18 protein-coding genes are annotated in these 17,586 nt (G+C 58.8%); 13 read left to right on the top strand and 5 right to left on the bottom strand.

The annotated features are described in order from the left end of the window. Window positions 1–71: 71 nt before the first annotated feature. From ACVWYY_RS02370 to ACVWYY_RS02380, 3 genes are all read left to right on the top strand, one after another. Window positions 72–416 carry a hypothetical protein gene (locus ACVWYY_RS02370; RefSeq protein ID WP_011432412.1) on the top strand — a complete coding sequence of 115 codons (345 nt, stop codon included), beginning with the start codon at window positions 72–74 and terminating at the stop codon, window positions 414–416. A 187-nt stretch (window positions 417–603) separates the two neighbouring features. Further along, window positions 604–2,535, top strand: a complete 1,932-nt coding sequence (locus ACVWYY_RS02375; protein ID WP_457402396.1) for a BamA/TamA family outer membrane protein — start codon at window positions 604–606, stop codon at window positions 2,533–2,535. A gap of 65 nt (window positions 2,536–2,600) precedes the next feature. Then, window positions 2,601–2,969: a hypothetical protein gene (locus ACVWYY_RS02380; RefSeq protein WP_414373839.1), complete on the top strand. Its 369-nt coding sequence runs from the start codon at window positions 2,601–2,603 to the stop codon at window positions 2,967–2,969. Here the strand turns inward: ACVWYY_RS02380 and ACVWYY_RS02385 are convergent. Then, window positions 2,966–4,048 (bottom strand): Mrp/NBP35 family ATP-binding protein, encoded by a 1,083-nt coding sequence (locus ACVWYY_RS02385; RefSeq protein WP_414399491.1) that lies wholly within the window; start codon window positions 4,046–4,048, stop codon window positions 2,966–2,968. The two genes, ACVWYY_RS02380 and ACVWYY_RS02385, sit on opposite strands and share 4 nt — an antisense overlap. Before the next feature lie 296 nt (window positions 4,049–4,344). Between ACVWYY_RS02385 and ACVWYY_RS02390 the strand changes: the two genes are divergently transcribed. From ACVWYY_RS02390 to ACVWYY_RS02430, 9 genes are all read left to right on the top strand, one after another. Then, window positions 4,345–4,509 carry a DUF6464 family protein gene (locus ACVWYY_RS02390; protein ID WP_238376969.1) on the top strand — a complete coding sequence of 55 codons (165 nt, stop codon included), beginning with the start codon at window positions 4,345–4,347 and terminating at the stop codon, window positions 4,507–4,509. A gap of 68 nt (window positions 4,510–4,577) precedes the next feature. Continuing rightward, window positions 4,578–5,072, top strand: coding sequence for a GNAT family N-acetyltransferase (locus ACVWYY_RS02395; protein ID WP_041436262.1), 495 nt, complete (start codon window positions 4,578–4,580; stop codon window positions 5,070–5,072). A gap of 349 nt (window positions 5,073–5,421) precedes the next feature. Further along, entirely contained in the window at window positions 5,422–8,187 is a 2,766-nt protein-coding gene (locus ACVWYY_RS02400) for a cation-transporting P-type ATPase (RefSeq protein ID WP_457402391.1), read from the top strand. Between the two features lie 565 nt (window positions 8,188–8,752). Continuing rightward, complete coding sequence (locus ACVWYY_RS02405) at window positions 8,753–9,205, top strand: AbrB family transcriptional regulator (protein ID WP_011432404.1); 453 nt, start codon at window positions 8,753–8,755, stop codon at window positions 9,203–9,205. Window positions 9,206–9,345: 140 nt separating this feature from the next. Next, on the top strand, window positions 9,346–10,749 hold the full coding sequence (locus ACVWYY_RS02410) for a 1-acyl-sn-glycerol-3-phosphate acyltransferase (protein ID WP_457439495.1): 1,404 nt from the start codon (window positions 9,346–9,348) through the stop codon (window positions 10,747–10,749). 178 nt (window positions 10,750–10,927) lie between these two features. Next, a complete protein-coding gene (locus ACVWYY_RS02415; RefSeq protein ID WP_041436260.1) occupies window positions 10,928–11,131 on the top strand; it encodes a hypothetical protein in 204 nt (67 codons plus the stop codon). 122 nt (window positions 11,132–11,253) lie between these two features. Continuing rightward, window positions 11,254–11,643, top strand: a complete 390-nt coding sequence (locus ACVWYY_RS02420) for an OmpA family protein (RefSeq protein WP_457439497.1) — start codon at window positions 11,254–11,256, stop codon at window positions 11,641–11,643. Window positions 11,644–11,762: 119 nt separating this feature from the next. Further along, entirely contained in the window at window positions 11,763–12,875 is a 1,113-nt protein-coding gene (locus tag ACVWYY_RS02425) for a hypothetical protein (protein ID WP_457439499.1), read from the top strand. A 168-nt stretch (window positions 12,876–13,043) separates the two neighbouring features. Further along, on the top strand, window positions 13,044–14,297 hold the full coding sequence (locus tag ACVWYY_RS02430) for an AI-2E family transporter (RefSeq protein WP_457439510.1): 1,254 nt from the start codon (window positions 13,044–13,046) through the stop codon (window positions 14,295–14,297). A 72-nt stretch (window positions 14,298–14,369) separates the two neighbouring features. Here ACVWYY_RS02430 and ACVWYY_RS02435 read toward each other — a convergent pair whose 3' ends face one another. Both ACVWYY_RS02435 and rnc read right to left on the bottom strand, forming a co-directional pair. Next, complete coding sequence (locus ACVWYY_RS02435; RefSeq protein ID WP_099816162.1) at window positions 14,370–14,597, bottom strand: hypothetical protein; 228 nt, start codon at window positions 14,595–14,597, stop codon at window positions 14,370–14,372. Beyond that, window positions 14,594–15,316 (bottom strand): ribonuclease III, encoded by a 723-nt coding sequence (rnc, locus tag ACVWYY_RS02440; RefSeq protein WP_099813433.1) that lies wholly within the window; start codon window positions 15,314–15,316, stop codon window positions 14,594–14,596. Before rnc ends, ACVWYY_RS02435 begins: the two co-directional genes overlap by 4 nt. Window positions 15,317–15,470: 154 nt before the next feature. Here rnc and ACVWYY_RS02445 point away from each other — a divergent pair, with 154 nt between their 5' ends. Next, on the top strand, window positions 15,471–15,632 hold the full coding sequence (locus tag ACVWYY_RS02445) for a hypothetical protein (protein ID WP_457384166.1): 162 nt from the start codon (window positions 15,471–15,473) through the stop codon (window positions 15,630–15,632). 497 nt (window positions 15,633–16,129) lie between these two features. Here ACVWYY_RS02445 and ACVWYY_RS02450 read toward each other — a convergent pair whose 3' ends face one another. Both ACVWYY_RS02450 and mutY read right to left on the bottom strand, forming a co-directional pair. Next, a complete protein-coding gene (locus ACVWYY_RS02450; RefSeq protein ID WP_011432394.1) occupies window positions 16,130–16,405 on the bottom strand; it encodes a hypothetical protein in 276 nt (91 codons plus the stop codon). Window positions 16,406–16,505: 100 nt separating this feature from the next. Next, complete coding sequence (gene mutY / locus ACVWYY_RS02455; protein WP_414407956.1) at window positions 16,506–17,579, bottom strand: A/G-specific adenine glycosylase; 1,074 nt, start codon at window positions 17,577–17,579, stop codon at window positions 16,506–16,508. Between the last annotated feature and the right edge of the window lie 7 nt (window positions 17,580–17,586).

Below are 17,586 nucleotides of genomic sequence, written 5' to 3' on the forward strand. Positions count from 1 at the left end.
TTTGCGGCAACTCAGCGGAGGGCAAAGCAGGCTAAAGTGTCGGCATCCTGGCGTCTTGTGGAGAATCCTCGATGTTGTCCACCCAACTCCTCCTCCCCGGAGTGGCAGCTCTGCTCGGCTTCGGGTTTGCTCCAGCCGTCCTGGCTCAGACTTCCCACACCCAGCAGATGGCGATCCTGAACGGCAACGCCACCACCCTGCAAAGCAACGTCCTGCAAAACACCGTCCTGATCCTGCCCAACGTTCCCCCACAACAGTACGCCGACAGTTGGGGCTGGAGGAGCAGCCGCTCTTTGCCTCCCACTCCTGCTCCCATCACCGTCGTCATCCTCAACTCCCAAGTCAACCTAGCTGCCGAGGAAGTCGAGCCGAGGTCTTGCGGCCAGCGCTGTAGGGGATCCCTGCGCCTGCCTTGAGCGGGGGAGGCTGCTTTTTGCACTCCAGACTGCCCAAGTCCGCAATCCGGTTCGCGGCCACGCTCGGATCTGGGTGGATGGGGATTGATATAATCCAGGGCAATTGTCCGCTGCTGGGCGGCAGAGGGTTTTAACGCAAGCTTGGCCCGGCTGTGCAATCTTGCTTTTTGGTGTGCGAGGGATCCCCATGAATCGTTCCAGGCAACTTCGCCCTTGGCTGGCTTCAGCTCTCACCCGCGGGATGGTGCTCTGCACCGCTTTTGCGTTTGCTGAAGCGTCCCGTAGCGCTCTGCTGATGGGATCCCCGGCTTGGGCGCAATCGGTTCCTCAGCCCGGCACCCTCGACCTGCGCACCGGTGGCGACACCCCCGCCCAGCCCTCCCCCACCCCACCCCCCACTGCCGGCGAGCCAGAAGTGTTGGTAGCGGAGGTAGTGGTTGAGGGCACTGAAGATCCGGAGCTGATCAACCGGGTTTACAGCGTCATCCGCACCCGCGCCGGCGAGGTTTCCACCCGATCCCAGTTGCGGGAAGACATCAATGCCGTGTTTGCCACCGGATTGTTTGCCGATGTGCGGGCAGTGCCTTCCGATACGCCTTTGGGGGTGCGGGTCACCTTTGAGGTCAAGCCCAACCCAATCCTGAAAGCCGTGCGCACGGAAGGGGCGAAAGTTCTGGATCCGGAAGTGCTGCGGGCCGCCTTTGCCGACCAGGAAGGGCGGGTGCTCAGCTTCGGCGAGCTGCAACTGGCTGTGGCCGAGATCGAGCAGTGGTACGCCGATAAGGGTTACGTGCTGGCCAAGGTTACGGATGTGCGCTCCTCCGAAGATGGCACCATCGTCCTGGAAATTGCCGAGGGGGTGATCGAGGATATTCGCGTTCAGGGCAACACCAAAACCCGTGACTTCATCATCACCCGCGAGTTGAAGTCCAAGCCGGGGGATGTGTTTAACCGCAACCAAATCCAGGAAGACCTGCAGGCGGTTTTTAATCTCAACCTGTTTCAAGATGTGAATGTGGGGCTCAACCCCGGCCAGGATCCCGACAAGGTGGTGGTGGTGGTGAACGTGGAAGAACGTCGCACCGGTACCTTGGGCGGCACCATCGGCGTTAGCTCCGCCACAGGGGTCTTCGCCGGCCTCAACGTCTCCGAACAAAACTTGGGCGGCAACAACCAGAGTGCCAGCTTCAACGTGCAGGTGGGCACCAACGAAACCCTCTTCGACTTAAACTTCACCGACCCGCGGATTGCCACGCTGGACATTCCCACCTCCTACAACGTCAACATCTCCAACCAGCAAAGTTCTAGCTTTGTCTTCAATGAGGGATTCACCCTGCCCAATGGGGATCCCGTGCGCATCAACCGTCTTGGTGGCGGGGTGACTTTCTCTCGCCCGATTGGGGGCAATTGGCGGGCTAGCTTGGGCACCCGCATCCAATTTGTAGAAGCTCGCAACAGCAACGGGGAGCAGCAGCGCTTCGATGTGCTGGGCAACCCGATTACCTTCAGCGAGAGCGGCCAAGACAGCTACACCACCCTGCGCCTCGGCCTTGTCAACGACGCCCGCGACAACCCCAACAGCCCCAGCCAGGGCTCGGTCTTTCGCATCTCCACAGAACAGTCGGTACGTCTGTTTCAAAATGGCTTGAATGCCAACCGCCTCGAGGCCGGCTACAGCCAGTTCATTCCCGTCAACCTGTTTGAAACCCGCAGCGAGCGACCGCAGGTATTGGCCTTTGATGTGCGAGCAGGCACGACCATCGGCGACTTGGCTCCCTACGATGCTTTCCCCATCGGTGGGGGCAGCTCGGTGCGGGGCTTTTTTGAGGGGGGTATCGGTTCCGGTCGCAGCTTTGCTACGGCAACCGCCGAGTTGCGTTTCCCCCTTTTTGACCCGGTGGGAGCCGTGGTTTTCGCCGACTACGGCACTGATCTGGGCAGTGGAGCTGCCGTGGCCGGCAATCCCGCAGCGGTGCGCAACAAGCCGGGCAGTGGTTTGGGGCTGGGGGTCGGCATTCGCATCCAATCTCCCTTGGGGCCGTTGCGCATCGACTACGCGGTTGGGCAAGGCGGAGCCGGCCAAGGCCAACTGCACTTCGGCATTGGCGAGAAGTTCTGACTTGGCCGTGGATTTCCCTGCCGGCTTGCTATCTTGGGAGCAGGTGCTCGTAATGGAAGCAACCCATGAAACAGCGACTCGGCCTACCTTTCCCCAAGGGATCCCTGGTGTTCTTGCTGTGTTTGAGCCTGGCCCTAGCCGGGTGTGGGCCACTGGCGCGTCTGGGCATCGGCACAACTCCCATCGCCACCGTAGAGCAAAATCCCTCCCGCTACACCGATGTGTATGTCCGCGGTCGCGTGGTCAACCAGATAGGAGTGTTCGGCCAGGGTGTGTATGAGCTCCAAGACAACAGCGGCTCCCTCTGGGTCATCACCGACAAGGGGCTACCGGCCATGAACAGCACTGTAACCGTGCGCGGCAAGGCCCAAGAGGGGATTGTGGTGGGGGGACGCAGCTTCGGGGTCTCGTTGGTGGAAGCAGAGCGCTTCTAGCCTGCCCCCAAAGCCAACATGGAAACGCGGCCTGCCAAGGTTTTGGCAATCTGCTTCAAGGCCCGGGCTGAAGCCGACTCAGGTTGGCCGATGACAATAGGCGTACCCATATCTCCCCCTTGGCGCAGGGCAATCTCCAACGGGATCCGCCCCAGCAGCGGGACACCAAGCTCGCGGGCCGTGGTCTCTCCCCCTTCCGAGCCGAAAATATCGTACTGGCGATCCGGCAGGTCGGGCGGGATGAAGTAGCTCATGTTTTCCACAATACCCAGGATGGGCACCCCCAACTGCCGAAACATGTTCAAGCCCTTGCGGCTGTCCAGCAGGGCCACCGATTGGGGCGTGGTGACGATCACAGCTCCTGCCAGCGGCACTGCCTGCACTAGGGTCAACTGAGCATCGCCGGTGCCGGGGGGCATATCCACAACCAAGTAGTCCAACTCTCCCCACTGCACCTGATAGAGGAATTGCCGGATCACCCCGTTCAACATCGGCCCCCGCCAGATCACCGGCTGATCCCGTCCCACCAAGAGGCCCATCGACACCATCTTGACGCCGTAATTTTCCAGGGGGAAGATATCCTCGCCGCCGTCCTCCCGTTTTTGCACAACCAGAGACCGATCCTGCAGGCCCAGCATCAGCGGCACATTGGGACCGTAAATATCGGCATCCAGCAGCCCCACCCGCGCTCCACTTTGGGCCAGCGCCACGGCCACATTTACCGACACCGAAGTTTTGCCCACTCCCCCCTTGCCGCTGGAAATGGCGATGATGTTGCGCACACCGGGGATGGACTGGCGATTCGGCAGGGAAGGGGAACGGGGGGTTTCTGCCGTTACCGTAACATCAATGGCTTCGATGGGGGCCAGCTGGCGGATGGCAGCTTTGCACTCCTCGACAATGAATTCTCGCAAAGGGCAGGCCGGCGTGGTCAGCACCAGGGTAAAGGCCACTCGCCCAGGCTCGACGCGAATATCCCGGATCATGTTCAGTTCCACCAGGCTGCGGCGCAGCTCCGGATCTTGAACAGGGCGCAACGCTTCAAGGATGGCAGCAGCATCAAGGGTGGAGGTGGTCATGGAATCGGAAGGCTCAGCGGGTCAGTCCATATTTCACTCTAATCGGTTTTTCTCGGGTTCTTGCCGGCAGGGAAGGACAGCTCCAAAACGGGCTGCCACGCTAGTCCTGGGCAAGCAGGCTGGCCGAGGCTGATTCTGGTTGGAAGACAACGCTGTTGGCCGACGGGGGAGGGCAATTGTGCAAGCGCTGAGTGGGAGTTGGCTTGTGGTTGGGGCTAACGTTCTGGGCTCAGTTGATCCCTCTGCTGGAAAAGAGGGGATCCCGCCGCCTCTCAATCGGGGACGAGCGCCGGGCCATGCCAACTCTCTTTTCTGACTCGGCCTGGGATCCCTTCTGCCGTTACTTTTCTCGGTCACCCTACCTGCCTTGTGCGGTGAGTCCTCTGGGCCCCTGCCGCTGCCCCCACCACGCTGCGCGTCCAAAAGATGCTGCCTGGGCGTTCTGTCCACAACAAGAATAAACTGTGGTCTGTTCTCGTGCCGGTATCTCAGGAAATTCAAGGAATTGGTTGTGAAGCCAGGCAAAAGTATGGAAATCCGTCCTGCCACCGCCTTAGATGTGCCCGTTTTGTTTGACCTCATCTGCGCCTTGGCCGAGTACGAGAAGCTGAGCCACCTGGTAACGGGATCCGCTGATCTGTTGCGCCACTATTTGTTTGGCCCAGAGGCTTTGGCCTCGGCGTTGTTGGCAGAAGTGGAGGGGCAAGCGGTGGGATTTGCCCTCTACTTCCGCAATTTTTCCACGTTCCTGACCCGACCAGGGATTTACCTTGAGGATCTGTTCGTGTTGCCGGAGTTTCGCGGCAGAGGCATTGGCAAAGCGCTCTTGGCGCGGGTGGCTCAGGAGGCGGTGGCCAAAGGATATGGGCGGCTGGAGTGGATGGTTTTGGATTGGAATCAGCCGGCGATAGAGTTCTATCGACGCATGGGTGCCCAGCAACATCCCGAATGGATTCTCAACCGCGTGGTGGGTGCTGATTTGGAGGCTCTGGCTCGGCTGGCCAAGGATCCCTGTCGATCTTGAGCAAGCTCCCCTCTGTTACAGACCCTAGCATTCGTGACATCCTCCCGGCGCTCGTCCTACGGACAGAGCGCGGGCTTCCCTTGGCGTCAGCGGGATGGAGTCTTTACCTCGCGGTTGGGTATTCCTACCCCACGCCACTTGTCTAGGTCTACGACCCCCGACAGAACAACTGGACAGGTGGTTTCCCTTCCCCAGCATTCCTGGGTACTAGGCTTTGTTGACGCTGGGGGGAACAGCGGCACTTTTGGGGGGTAGGCGGCGTCGGCTAGGCTGTGGACTGTACGAGGGATTTGCCGTTGAATTCACGGCTGGCTTTCAAGTTCTGTTGCGATTCAACTAGAGACCTGCGATGGCAAAATCCGTCTCCCCTGACTCATTGCCGGCAGCTCCCTGGCACGCCCTGCCCGAAGAGGAAGTTGCCCGCCAAATCGTTGCAGTGGATCTGCTTCTGGCGGCGCTTCTGGAACGGGGTCTGTCTCAAGCTGAGGTGATCCAGCGGCAGAAGCAATATGGCCCCAACGAGCTAAAGGCCAAGGCGGCTACCCCGGCCTGGGTGAAGTTTCTGCAGCAGTTCAACCAATCCTTGCTCTACATCTTGATGGTTGCCGGGGCGGTCAAGGCGTTTTTGGGATCCTGGCGCAATGCCATCGTGATCTGGGCGGTGGTGGTAATCAACGCTCTCATCGGCTACATCCAAGAGTCCAAAGCGGAGGAAGCGATCGCCGCCCTGGCCCAGTCGGTGGTGACGGAGGTCACGGTCATCCGGGATGGGCAAAAACTGCGGGTGCCCTCGCGGGAGCTGGTGCCGGGGGATGTGGTGCTGCTGAGTTCGGGAGATAAGGTGCCCGCCGACCTGCGCTTGCTGAGCGTGCGCAACTTGCAGGCGGATGAATCGGCCCTGACCGGAGAGTCGGTGCCGGTGGAAAAACGGCTGGGATCCCTGGCGGAAGACACACCCCTAGCCGACCGCCAGAACATGGCCTATGCCGGCAGCTTTGTTACCTTCGGCCAAGGAGCAGGGGTGGTGGTGGCCATCGGTAACCAGACCCAAACAGGCCGCATCTCCAAGCTGATCGAGGAAGGGGGATCCCTGCAAACTCCCCTGACACGTAAGTTTGAGGCGTTCAGCCTGACTTTGCTGAAAATTATCCTCACCTTGGCTGCGCTTACTTTTCTGGTGGGGCTGGTGCAGGGCCAAGCGGCAGCGACTGTCTTTGAGGCGGCAGTGGCGCTGGCGGTGAGTGCTATCCCCGAAGGCTTGCCGACGGTAGTCACTGTAACCTTGGCGATTGGGGTTTCCCGCATGGCAAAACGCCACGCCATTATCCGCAAGCTGCCGGCGGTGGAGACCCTGGGCAGCGCTACGGTAATTTGCTCTGACAAAACCGGCACCCTCACGGAAAACCAGATGACGGTGCAGGCCATCTACGCCGGATCCCAGCTCTACCGGGTTACCGGCAGCGGCTACAGCCCCCAGGGCCAGATCCTGTTCCAGGCGGCTGATTCCCCCATCGAAATCCATCAATTGCCTGCTCTTGAGGCTTGCCTCGTAGCTGGCTGCCTCTGCAACGACACCCGCCTCCAACCCAAGGACAAGGGCCAGTGGGAAGTTGTAGGGGATCCGACCGAGGCGGCTCTGCTTGTGGCGGCTCAGAAAGGGGGCTTGGATCGAGAAGATCTGCAGCGCCGCCGCCCTCGCCTGGACAGCATCCCCTTTGAATCCGAGTTTCAGTACATGGCCACCTTGCACTGCCTGGGGCCAGAAGAGCACTGCATCTATGTCAAGGGATCCGTAGAGGCTCTCTTGTCCCGCTGCCATAGCCAGATGGGATCCCAGGGGGAGATCCAGCCTCTGGAAGAGGAGCGGATTCGCCAGCAGGTGGAGGCGTTGGCACGACAAGGGCTGCGAGTTCTGGCCTTTGCCCAAAAAACCGTCCCCAGCAGCCAAACTCGGGTGGATCACCCAGATCTGCAGGAGGGTTTAATCTTCCTCGGTTTGCAGGGAATGATTGACCCGCCGCGGCCGGAGGCCATTGCCGCCGTGCGTTCCTGTCAAACGGCTGGGATCCAGGTGAAGATGATCACCGGCGACCACGTGCTCACGGCTCAAGCCATTGCCGAGCAGATGGGCCTGGGGGGTGGAAAACCTGTGCAAGCCTACAGCGGTCGAGATCTGGAGCAGCTCAGCCCGGAGGAATTTGTGGAAGCTGCCAATCGGGGATCCGTCTTCGCACGGGTGGTGCCAGAGCAAAAGCTGCGCCTGGTGGAAGCTCTGCAAGCGCGGGGGCAGATCGTGGCCATGACCGGCGATGGGGTGAACGACGCTCCGGCCTTGAAGCAAGCAGATGTGGGGATTGCCATGGGGCGAGGCGGCACCGAAGTGGCCAAAGCTGCTGCCGACATGATCCTGACCGATGACAACTTCGCCTCCATTGAGGCAGCCGTTGAGGAGGGGCGCACGGTTTACAACAACCTGCTCAAAGCCATTGCCTTCATCCTGCCGGTGAACGGGGGGGAATCGATGACGATTCTCCTCAGCGTGCTGCTCAACCGCGAGCTCCCCATTCTGGCCATTCAAGTGCTGTGGCTAAACATGATCAACTCCATCACCATGACGGTGCCTCTTGCCTTTGAGCCGAGCACAGGCCGAGAGATGACTCGCCCACCGCGGGATCCGGAGGCCAACTTGCTCTCTCCTAGGCTGCTGCAGCGCATCCTGCTGGTGTCCGTGTTCAACTGGATCTTGATCTTCGGGGTTTTTGAATACATTGAACAAACCACCGGCAACCTTAACCTGGCCCGCACCATGGCCATCCAAGCGTTGGTGATCGGGCGCATCTTCTACTTGCTCAGCCTCAGCCAGGCCATTCCTACCCTGTTGGGCCGTGGACGTGCCAGCCAATTGGAGCGCCATGAGCGCCTCATGGATACAGCAGCCATTGCCATCGGCATTGGGGCGGCCATCCTGCTGCAGATCCTCTTCAGCCAGTGGAGCCTGTTCAACATTATCTTCGACACAGCACCCCTGTCTTGGGAGCAATGGGGCTTTTGTTTGCTGGTGAGCTTGCCACTCATCGTTGTCTCAGCGGCAGCCAATCGAGTGGATCCTGAATGAATAACTTGCTTTGGGCAACTCGCGCTCACTGCGCTCCCATCTGAAGAAGTGCCGAAGAGGGGATCCCTCAGCCACTACTCAGATGTAGCCGGCCTCTGCCAAGAGATAAAAATGCCTGCTGGCCTAGGTCTGATGGCATCCAGCTTCACACCGCTCTGGCTGTCTTTTCGACCGATTTGCGCAAGGCAATCACCATCTCAGCGGCGGTTTTTTGGAAAGTCGAGCCTGTTTTCTGGCTGTGATCAGAGTTTGGGGCAGCCGACGAGTGGGGATGAGGCTGTAGAAAGCGGTGAGTCGGATCTACACCGCGGTACTACCCCCAAGGCGATCTTTTGTCAGCTCCATCCACAAAAGCCCCAGCACTCTTCAGGGCTTGAGTTCTTTTTGCCCCCATCACCTTTTGGCAAGGGCAGGAACACCTCTTGAGGGAGACGAGGTTTTTCCTTCGGAGCTGCTGGCTCAAGGAACAAGAGAAAAACCTGTCTTCAAAAAAGTCTCAGACTTTCGGTTGCAGGAGTACATCACAAGGGTATGATCTTAAGAGAAGGATGTAGGACATTAAAAAATGTCAGATATACCACCACAACCTTTAACCGGGAAGGCTCTGCTCCAGAAGGTCGAAGCGTTGGGGCATCTTCCACGCCGAGAAACGGCAAAGCGATGTGGCTATGTAACCATGACCAAGACCAACAAGCCTCGCGTCAACTTGAATGAGTTCTATGACGCGGTGCTGGCGGCAAAAGGTCTGAGTCTCAGCCCAAGTTCCAGCCGAGACAAGCGCGGTCGTGAACCAACCTTTCGGGTCAGCGTTCACAAAAATGGGCAGTTGATCATTGGGTCGGCCTACACCGAAAAAATGAATCTCAAACCCGGGGATGAGTTCGAGATTCAGCTAGGTTACAAGCACATTCACCTCAAGCAAGTGCTAAACGGCCAGGTGGTGGAGGAGTCAACCCCAAGTAAAGAAGCTTCCCCCAAAGCGACTCGCGGTCGCCGGAAAAAAACTGCTGGGGCTTGAGCCGCTGCCGGGCCGGGAGTGAGGAGAAGGGATCCAGTTGACGAACTGTCACTGCGCAGCTTTCTTCCCGCTTTGCCCTCTTTAAGATGGGATCCAAAGCCTAGGTTCACCGATCTTGCTGACCCTAGATAAGGATCCCTATGCAACAGAAGGTTCAGCCACCCCTCAAGTTTTTGCCACCGCGATTGACGCCTTGGGTCGTTCGTTTTGCTCAAGCAGGCTTGCCCTTTTGGTTGCGATGGACCAAAGGGATCCCTCGCGTTGAAGTAGAGGGGGGAGAGCGTTTGGCTCAGCTTTATCAGCAGTTTGAGGCGGGCAAGATTCGCCTGTTGGTGGCGTTTCGACACCCGACCCTCGATGATCCCCCCTGCTTGATGTACTTGTTCGCCCATCTCCTGCCGCAGGTGGCCCAACGCCAGGGGATCCGCTTTCGGGGCCGGCCCCACGTTTTGTTTGTCTACGACCGCGGCCTACCTCTGTGGCTGGGATCCGTTGCCCGTTGGGGCTTGCCGCGCTTGGGCGGGATCCCGATTTTGCGAGGCCGTCTGGATCGGGCAGGGCTAAAAAGTTCTCGTGAGCAGTTTGTATCGGGCCGATATCCGCTGGCGGTAGCTCCAGAAGGAACGATCAACGGTATGAGCAGTCTTCTCAACCCGTTGGAGCCGGGGGTAGCCCAGATGAGCTTTTGGGCGGTGGAGGATCTGCACAAGGCGGGACGGCCAGAGCAGGTGCTGATCTTGCCGGTAGGCCTTCGCTATTCCTACCTGCGGGATCCCAGTGCCGCTCTGAATAGATTGCTCAGCCGCATGGAGGCCGATTGCAAGCTGCCACCCCCGCGCTCAACCCATGCCAGTCAGGCCTTTTTGCTGGCCCGTATCCTTCGCTTGGGAGAACACCTGCTGCAAGTCGTGCAGACCTTCTATGAGCGCTTTTATGCCCCTGCCCTTCCTGCTGCAGATAGAGCCCAAGTTAAAGAGGGGGATCTGTTGGCGCGTCTTCAAAGCTTGTCAGATCTGGCCCTGCGGGTGGCCGAGCAACATTTCGGCCTAGAGCCTCAAGGAGACTTCATCGAGCGGCGGCACCGCATCGAACAGGCGGGCTGGGCCTGGATCTACCGCGAAGATATTGCCGATATTGCTGCTCTCTCGGCTTTGGAAAGGGGGCTGGCCAATCGAGTGGCTGCTGAGGCCAGTTTTCACCTCTGGCACATGCGCTTGGCGGAAACCTTGATGGTGTTTGCGGTGCGCCCCATGCCCGAGCAGCCCAGTCTAAGTCTAGACGAGTTGGCGGAAACCGCCCTGCGCCTCTGGAGTCTGCTGGCTTGGATCAAAGGAGAAAATCCCGTCGGAACTGCTCCCCCCCGCTTGGGCCCCCGCCTGGCGCGTTTCAGCATTGGGGATCCCCTCTCGGTTTCCGAACGCTGGCCCGCCTACCAGGCCAACCGCCGACAAGCCGTACAAGCCCTCACCCAAGATTTACAAGCAGAAATGGAGCGGCTTATCAAAGGGATCCCGTGCTCTCCTGTGGCTCTTCCTGCTGCCTAACATGCCTGGTCGGCTCAGGGGCAAAAAGTATAACAATTCCTAAGACATTTTGTGAGATATTTCGTGAGAGTAAGACGAACTTTTGCATTATCTGACAAGCAGGTGAAGGAAAAGGGAAATTTTTGGCTCTTGGGGTAGAAAGGGGGCAGAAAGGAAGTGAGGCTCGTTGACTTGGTCTATGTCTGATGAGCTGCTCCGCGCCATCCGCAGACGCGACCTAGAGGCCGCCACTTCAGCCGTGCAGCACTTGCGTTCTCGCCATTTAAGTGAAGCTGTAATCACCTCGATGGTGATGGTGGCCGTGGAGCGGTTGGCGTGGGATGAAGGCGACCGGGCCGCCGCCAGTTGGTTACTGCGTCGCTGCTCCAGACGACGGCGCTGAAGGGATCCCCCCTGGCCCAGAGGTCATTGCGATACTTCCCCTTTCCCTGGATCCGAGGGGCTTCCCGTGTCAACCTGCCCACAAAGCCCTATCCGCAGAGGGATTAGCTTTCTTCCTTGCCCTTGTTCGGATCGTCGGGATGCTGTCGGTCTTCATCAAGCAAGGTAAGGGTCTACGGCATTCTCTTTGCCTATGACTCGGATCAAATCGAAGCGGCTGCCGAGCCCACCCTTGCCGAGATCGCCAAGCTGATGCGCGAGCGCACCGACCTCAGCATCCTCGTGGTCGGTCATACCGATGCAACCGGTAGCTTCGACTACAACCTAGGTCTCTCGCGGCGCCGGGCCGAGGCGGTTGTCAACCGGTTGGTTCAGCTGGGTATCGAGCAACGTCGACTCTATCCGGTTGGTGTGGGGTTCTCTGCTCCTGTGGCCAGCAACACCACTGAGGAAGGCCGGGCGAAGAATCGCCGCGTGGAGTTGGTGGATCTGGCGGGTGGCAGAATCCCCTAGGGGAGAGTTTCTGAGTTTTGGCTCAGGGCAAGCATCGCCGAAACTCTGGACACTGCGGCTGCGGCGAACTAGTTTAGAGGCAACTCTTTACTTCTAAGCTATTTCAAGGGGTGGGATCCATGCTTAGGCCCAGTCTTCTGTTCTCCGGCTCGGCTTTGTTGGGTTTGCTGTCCTTGCCGTTTTTGATCGGCGAATGTGGCTGGTTGGCCTCGTCTCGGAAAGGGCGGAGTGCGGCCACTGAGGTTTCTCTGCAAGCTTGGGAGCACTCCCTGCCCTCATCCCAGGCCTTGTTTGAAGATGAAGCAGGTTCTGGATCTTGGCTCATGCGGCAAGCTCAGCTGCAAGAACGGGTACAGCAGCTTGAGCAGCGCTCTCTCGCTCACCAGCAGCAGGTCTATCAATGGCTTGCGCAACAGGCAGATCCCCAGCCCGCCGGGGTTGTTGGCCGTTCCAACCCAAGCCTTGCCGTGCCGGCACGGCCTCGGCGTCAGGATCCCACTCTCTCTCAATCCTCTGCTCCGGCGGATCTTCCCAATGAGCTGGCGCGGCTAACCCAGTCCATCCAACAGGAGCCGGGAAATGCGCAGCTTTATCTGCAACGGGCGCAATACTTCTGGCGGGAGTCTCAAGAAGATCCTGTTGCTTTACCGCAGCCGGAGCATGCTTCTGCCATTGCTCGCTTGATGCGCTCTGCTCTGCGGGATCTGGATATTGCCATTGCTTTGGATCCCTATCTGGCTGAAGCCTATTTGCTCAAGGCCAAAATCCAACACGAGCGTTTGCAAGAACCTGAGCAGGCTCTGGCAACCTTGTCTCCTCTGGATCGGATTGCCTATCACAACCCGCAACTGCACTTGATCCGCTCTCGCATCTGGGCCGAACAAGGCCATCTGGAATCGGCGTTTGATGTGTCGCATCTGGCGATTGAGCTGGCCAAGCAAAATCAAAGTGCTGCCGATCTTTTCGAGGCCTATGTCCATCGCGGCCTGATGTGGGCCAGCATCTGCGACTTCAATTTGGCCGTTCAGGATTTCAGCCGAGCTCTTGAGTTGCAGCCTTACCAAGGTGATGTGTACTACTACCGGGGTATGGCGCGCGCTTACCAGGGAGAGGATAGGGCTGGTGCCGCTTCCGATTTGGGTAGCGCTTTGATGTTGTGGCGGGCTTCCGGCACGGGATCCCCGGAGCTGCTGGAATATGCAGAAGCGGTACGGATGGAACTGTTGCGGTAGCTGCAATTCTGGCTGGGTTTTTGCTGCGGATCTTTGGTCTGGCCGACTGGGCAGGGAAGTTCTGGGTCTAGGGTCTTTGCCCAAGAGCGTTTGGCAAGTCCAGCTAGGGCAAGCCAGGATGGTAGAACCGTCTGTTACCTAGCCCCCTGAAGAGAACCCAGCCAGATGATGAGCCGAAGACAATTGACCATCTCCGTATCCTCCGTAGCCCTGGTGGTGGCCACAGGGATGCTGTTGTTGCTGCTGTGGCAACTGCGCAGCTTGGTGCTGACCGTGATGATCGCGGTGGTGGTGGCGGCGGCGCTGGCTCCCCTGGTGGATCTGGCCGAGCGACTACGCATCCCCCGCTGGCTGGGGGTTGTGCTGGTGTATTTGAGCTTAATTGCCGGGATTGCCGGCTTGGCTCTGCTCATTGGCCCAACGGTGGCGACTCAGACCCAGCGGTTGCTAGCGAGGTTGCCCTTCTATCTGGAGCGACTACAACTGCTGGTGGACACCTGGATTGCCGATCTGGCGGGGGTGGATCCGGCGGCGCTGGACTACTTAAACCAGTTGCTCGATCCTCAGTCGTTGATGAGCTGGGCAGTTCGCTCGGGACAACGGGTGCTGGTGCAGTCTTTCGACTTCACCCGCGGTTTGCTGGGTGGTCTGCTAACCACGGTGCTGACCCTCTTCATTTCCGGCTACATGCTGGTGAGCGGCTCTGACTTGGTGCGGGGCTTGGTGGAGTTGTTTCCTTATCCCTGGAATGAGCGGCTGGCTCAGCAGGTACACCCGATGGCCCAGCGCATGGGGGGCTACATTCAGGGGCGGGTGCTGGTCTCTGCCATTTTGGGTGTGATGATCACCGTCTCGCTTCGCTTTCTCGGCCTGTCGGAGTTCGCTCTGGCGCTGGGGGTGATCGCTGGGTTTACCAACCTTATCCCCTTCATTGGGCCAGTACTGGGATCCCTGCCCGCCTTGGTGGTGGCAATCGTTCAGGGGGGCTGGACTTTTTTGTGGGTGCTGATCCTATACGTTGCCGTTCAAAACCTGGAAACCTATGTGTTGGATCCTCTGTTGGTGGGATCCTCGGTGCGGGTGAAGCCCTTGTATCAGTTGCTGGCGGTGCTGGGGGGCACCCAGTTGTTGGGTATTGTTGGGGCGGTGATCGCCCCCCCGTGGGTGGCGGGTATGGCGGTGCTGCTGGAGAACCTCTATCTGAAGCCCAAGCAGGAGGCAGAGGTTCGAGCCAGGCTGTATGCTCGGGCCACCGAGGCTGCTGGTTCTTTGGCTTTGCCGGGGATGGATCCTGCCGACGCGAGCAGCCCAGAGCCATCTTTTTCCTCTCGTCCGAATGACTCGTCAAACGAGCCGGAAGGGTTGCCACAGAAAGAAAGTCTCTCGCCTGCGGATCCCGTAGCCGGAAGAAGTCCCTATTAGCAAGCTTCTCATCTATTCGCCTCTGTTGCTCTCGGAGAAGGGCTATTGTGGTTGCTGGATAAGGGGCGCATCTCAGCGGTGACGGGCATCGAGGATAAACAGAGCACTGCCTACGACGAACAGGAGACTGGCTCCTATTCCCAGCAGGGTTTGGACAACCTTTAGATTGAGAAGGGTTGGAGCTGCGGGATCCCACGGAGGGGGGTCGCTACCCAAGGTCATCACCTCGCTCGCCGCAAACAGGCCACTCCCCAGCAAAAACAACCAACTGGCCAACTCGTAGCGGTGGTTGCCTCTCATGTCTTCTCCGACTGCAAGTGTTCGTAGGCTTGAGCAGCGGCGGCCATTTCCGCAGCCTTTTTCGAGCGACCTTCACCGCGGCCCCAGCACCGCCCTTGCCCCCAAACTTCCATGGTGAAATGAGGGGGATGCTCCTGGGCGGCCACCAGGCGGTATTCGGGCAGGCTACCCCAAAGGCGTTGGGTCAGTTCTTGCAAGGCTGCTTTGGGGTTGCGCCGAGTGGGGTCTTGGAACCATTGCTCCACTCGTCGGTGTAAGTAGGGATCCAGCCAGGGATGCAGCCTGGGCAGCGTGTAAATACCCCAACTGAGATAAAAAGCCCCAAGCAGAGCCTCGAAAGCATCCGCCAGCCGCCGACCCCGTCCGGCCAAGTCGTTTTGCGAGCTGGATCCCACCTCCAGGTAGCGATCCAAGCCGTGCAGATCCGCCAGTTCTGCCAGGTAAGCATCGCTGGTCAGGTCGGAGCGAATCGCGGTCAGCTCTCCCACCGACAGATGGGGATAGGACTGAAACAAGAATTCCGTAACCAAAATTCGCAGGACAGAATCCCCCAACAACTCCAGCCGATCGTTGTTCCGCTGGCCATCCAGAGAAGGGTGAATCAGAGCCTGATCCAGCAGATCCCAACGCAGTTGTTCCAGCAAAGCCGGATCCCTGAATCCAAGACGAGCCAGCAAATGCTCCAAGGCACGGCGACGGGACGGGATCAACTCAACCATACCATCAGGATACTGACGTTGCCTTAGCGGTCAGAACTGCACAGCTTAGGCCCATTTTGACCTGAGCCATCTCACCCAGGCCGGGATCCCCGCTCAGGCGGTAAGCCAGCTATGCTACAGGAGTAGTATAGGCTTTTCGAGGGAGGATCCCTGCATGCCCATTCGCGCCCATTCCCCCATTCCCACGACCCAGATGGAAGTGACCAGCATTCGGCTGGAACGTGAGCTGAAGCAGCGACTGAAGGCGTTGGCCGGAAATCAGGGTTACCAGGCCCTCATACGGGAAATTCTTTGGAGTTATGTCCTGCGTCACTGATACATTCACGCTGAACTCTCCTGAACATGGTTCAGGAAAGAAGCGATCGCATCCTGCCTATCTCTGAGCAGGAAGGCGGTATCCCGCAAAGCCCTGAGGAATACCCCCCGAGCGCTTTCCCCCTTCACTTCCCGGCAACCGTTGCGGTGGACTCAAGGATCAGGGGGAAACTTGGTCTACTATATCCCTCTCAATGACTTTTGCCAAACCGCCTAAAGCTCAGTAAATTCAGCAAAGTTCAGGGTTTTGGGGGTTAGAGGCATGCTCTCAAGGGGCTGCTGCCCTCAGTCCTGAGGATATTCGGGCCAGCTTCCCGGCCACGGCCCACCAAGCCCAATGCTGTGCTCTCACCGGACGGGCCATTCAACCGCAAGAGCCCATGCTGCTGGGGTGGACCACCGATGGAAAGTTCGTCGCCCTCAGCTCCTCCTGCTTTTAAGTTTTGGAGTCTCTCTCCAGTTGGCGAAGGGATCCAACCGGCACGAGTGCCCATCCGTTTAGATGCCACGAAGTTCTCGATATTTTCTGGCCCGTTCCTCGGCTGGATCGGGGGCTTGAGCTTTGGCAACTGCCTCCTCCAGTTGGGCCATCACCGTCTCTGCCGGTTCAGCGGAGCGGACGACGTAAAACATTAGGTTAATGGCTTCGTTGGCCGTCAGTTTGAGGGTTTCTTTTCCTTTGGGCACCAGCGCGATCTTGCCATCTGTGGTTGTGATGGCTGTATGGGATCCCTTAGCCAGAATCTCCCCAGCTTTTTCCAGAGTGACAAGCATATCCGTAGCTCACGGCAGCAGGACATCTACTATCCTATCGAATGTCTTGGGGCAAACGTTCCAGAAGGGTCTAAGCCATTTGGCGGATTGGGTGGGTTCATCATGGGTTGCCATGCTCTGCCAGCCAAGCATACAAGTGGGGAAACAACTTTTGATTGGCTCCCGGGAAGGGAAATTCCGACAGTTCCGCCGGGCTGACCCAGCGCACCTCGCTACATTGCAGGGCTTGGGCTTCTCCGCCCAGGTAGCGGCAGATAAAAGCAATAAGAGTAACGGTGAAATGGGTGTAGGCATGTTCGATGGTGGCCAGCGGTGCGACCACCTCGATGTCGATGCCGATTTCTTCCTTCACCTCCCGCACTACACACTCAGCAGCCGTTTCTCCCGGCTCGATTTTCCCTCCGGGAAACTCCCACAGCCCACTGAGCATTGAGCTTTCCAGTCGTCGATCGATAAGGATTTCTTTTCCCCGCAGAACAATGGCAACCGCGATTTGCTTATGAGGACGAGAGGCACGGGGTGCAGACATAGGCAATTGTTGGTGTTGACCTCGATTGTAGGCGCTGCAATCCGCTTGCCAAGGGCACCGGCCACAGTGAGGCTTTTTGGGACGACAGACGGTAGCTCCCAAATCCATCAGGGCTTGGTTAAAAGCCCGTGGCTGCACAGGATCCAACAATTGCTGGGAAAGCTGCCACAACAGGGGCAGACACTGGGCCGGAGGCTGTTGCAAAGCCACCAAGCGAGCCAACACCCGCTTAACGTTGCCATCCAAAATGGGCAAAGGCTGATCGAAGGCAGCGCTGAGAATGCCGCCAGCCGTGGTGCGCCCGATCCCCGGCAGAGCCAGCACCTGCTCCAAATCCCTGGGGAACTCACCGTTTCGCTCCCGCATCAAAATTTGGGCAGCTTTGTGCAAGTTCAGGGCCCGCCGATAGTAGCCCAGGCCCTCCCACAGTTTCAGCACCTGCTGCTGGGGGGCTGCCGCCAGTGCTGGGATCCCGGGCAGGGTTTGCATCCAGCGCTGAAAGTAGGGGATAACTGTTGCCACCTGGGTTTGCTGTAACATCACTTCCGAAACCCAAATGGCGTAGGGATCCCGGGTGCGGCGCCAGGGCAGATCCCGCCCGTGTTCACGGTACCAACGCTGAAGAGACTGCCGCAAGCGTTGCAAAGAAGCC

It is taken from the genome of Thermostichus sp. MS-CIW-34, from assembly GCF_054060435.1.

Coding starts and splice junctions, on each gene's coding strand:
- ACVWYY_RS02385 (WP_414399491.1), bottom strand. CDS start 4,048: ATGACCACCTCCACCCTTGATGCTGCTGCCATCCTTGAAGCGTTGCGC.
- ACVWYY_RS02400 (WP_457402391.1), top strand. CDS start 5,422: ATGGCAAAATCCGTCTCCCCTGACTCATTGCCGGCAGCTCCCTGGCAC.
- ACVWYY_RS02430 (WP_457439510.1), top strand. CDS start 13,044: ATGAGCCGAAGACAATTGACCATCTCCGTATCCTCCGTAGCCCTGGTG.
- ACVWYY_RS02435 (WP_099816162.1), bottom strand. CDS start 14,597: ATGAGAGGCAACCACCGCTACGAGTTGGCCAGTTGGTTGTTTTTGCTG.
- ACVWYY_RS02375 (WP_457402396.1), top strand. CDS start 604: ATGAATCGTTCCAGGCAACTTCGCCCTTGGCTGGCTTCAGCTCTCACC.
- ACVWYY_RS02390 (WP_238376969.1), top strand. CDS start 4,345: ATGCCAACTCTCTTTTCTGACTCGGCCTGGGATCCCTTCTGCCGTTAC.
- ACVWYY_RS02405 (WP_011432404.1), top strand. CDS start 8,753: ATGTCAGATATACCACCACAACCTTTAACCGGGAAGGCTCTGCTCCAG.
- ACVWYY_RS02415 (WP_041436260.1), top strand. CDS start 10,928: ATGTCTGATGAGCTGCTCCGCGCCATCCGCAGACGCGACCTAGAGGCC.
- ACVWYY_RS02450 (WP_011432394.1), bottom strand. CDS start 16,405: ATGCTTGTCACTCTGGAAAAAGCTGGGGAGATTCTGGCTAAGGGATCC.
- ACVWYY_RS02410 (WP_457439495.1), top strand. CDS start 9,346: ATGCAACAGAAGGTTCAGCCACCCCTCAAGTTTTTGCCACCGCGATTG.
- ACVWYY_RS02445 (WP_457384166.1), top strand. CDS start 15,471: ATGCCCATTCGCGCCCATTCCCCCATTCCCACGACCCAGATGGAAGTG.
- ACVWYY_RS02380 (WP_414373839.1), top strand. CDS start 2,601: ATGAAACAGCGACTCGGCCTACCTTTCCCCAAGGGATCCCTGGTGTTC.
- ACVWYY_RS02425 (WP_457439499.1), top strand. CDS start 11,763: ATGCTTAGGCCCAGTCTTCTGTTCTCCGGCTCGGCTTTGTTGGGTTTG.
- ACVWYY_RS02395 (WP_041436262.1), top strand. CDS start 4,578: ATGGAAATCCGTCCTGCCACCGCCTTAGATGTGCCCGTTTTGTTTGAC.
- rnc (WP_099813433.1), bottom strand. CDS start 15,316: ATGGTTGAGTTGATCCCGTCCCGTCGCCGTGCCTTGGAGCATTTGCTG.
- ACVWYY_RS02370 (WP_011432412.1), top strand. CDS start 72: ATGTTGTCCACCCAACTCCTCCTCCCCGGAGTGGCAGCTCTGCTCGGC.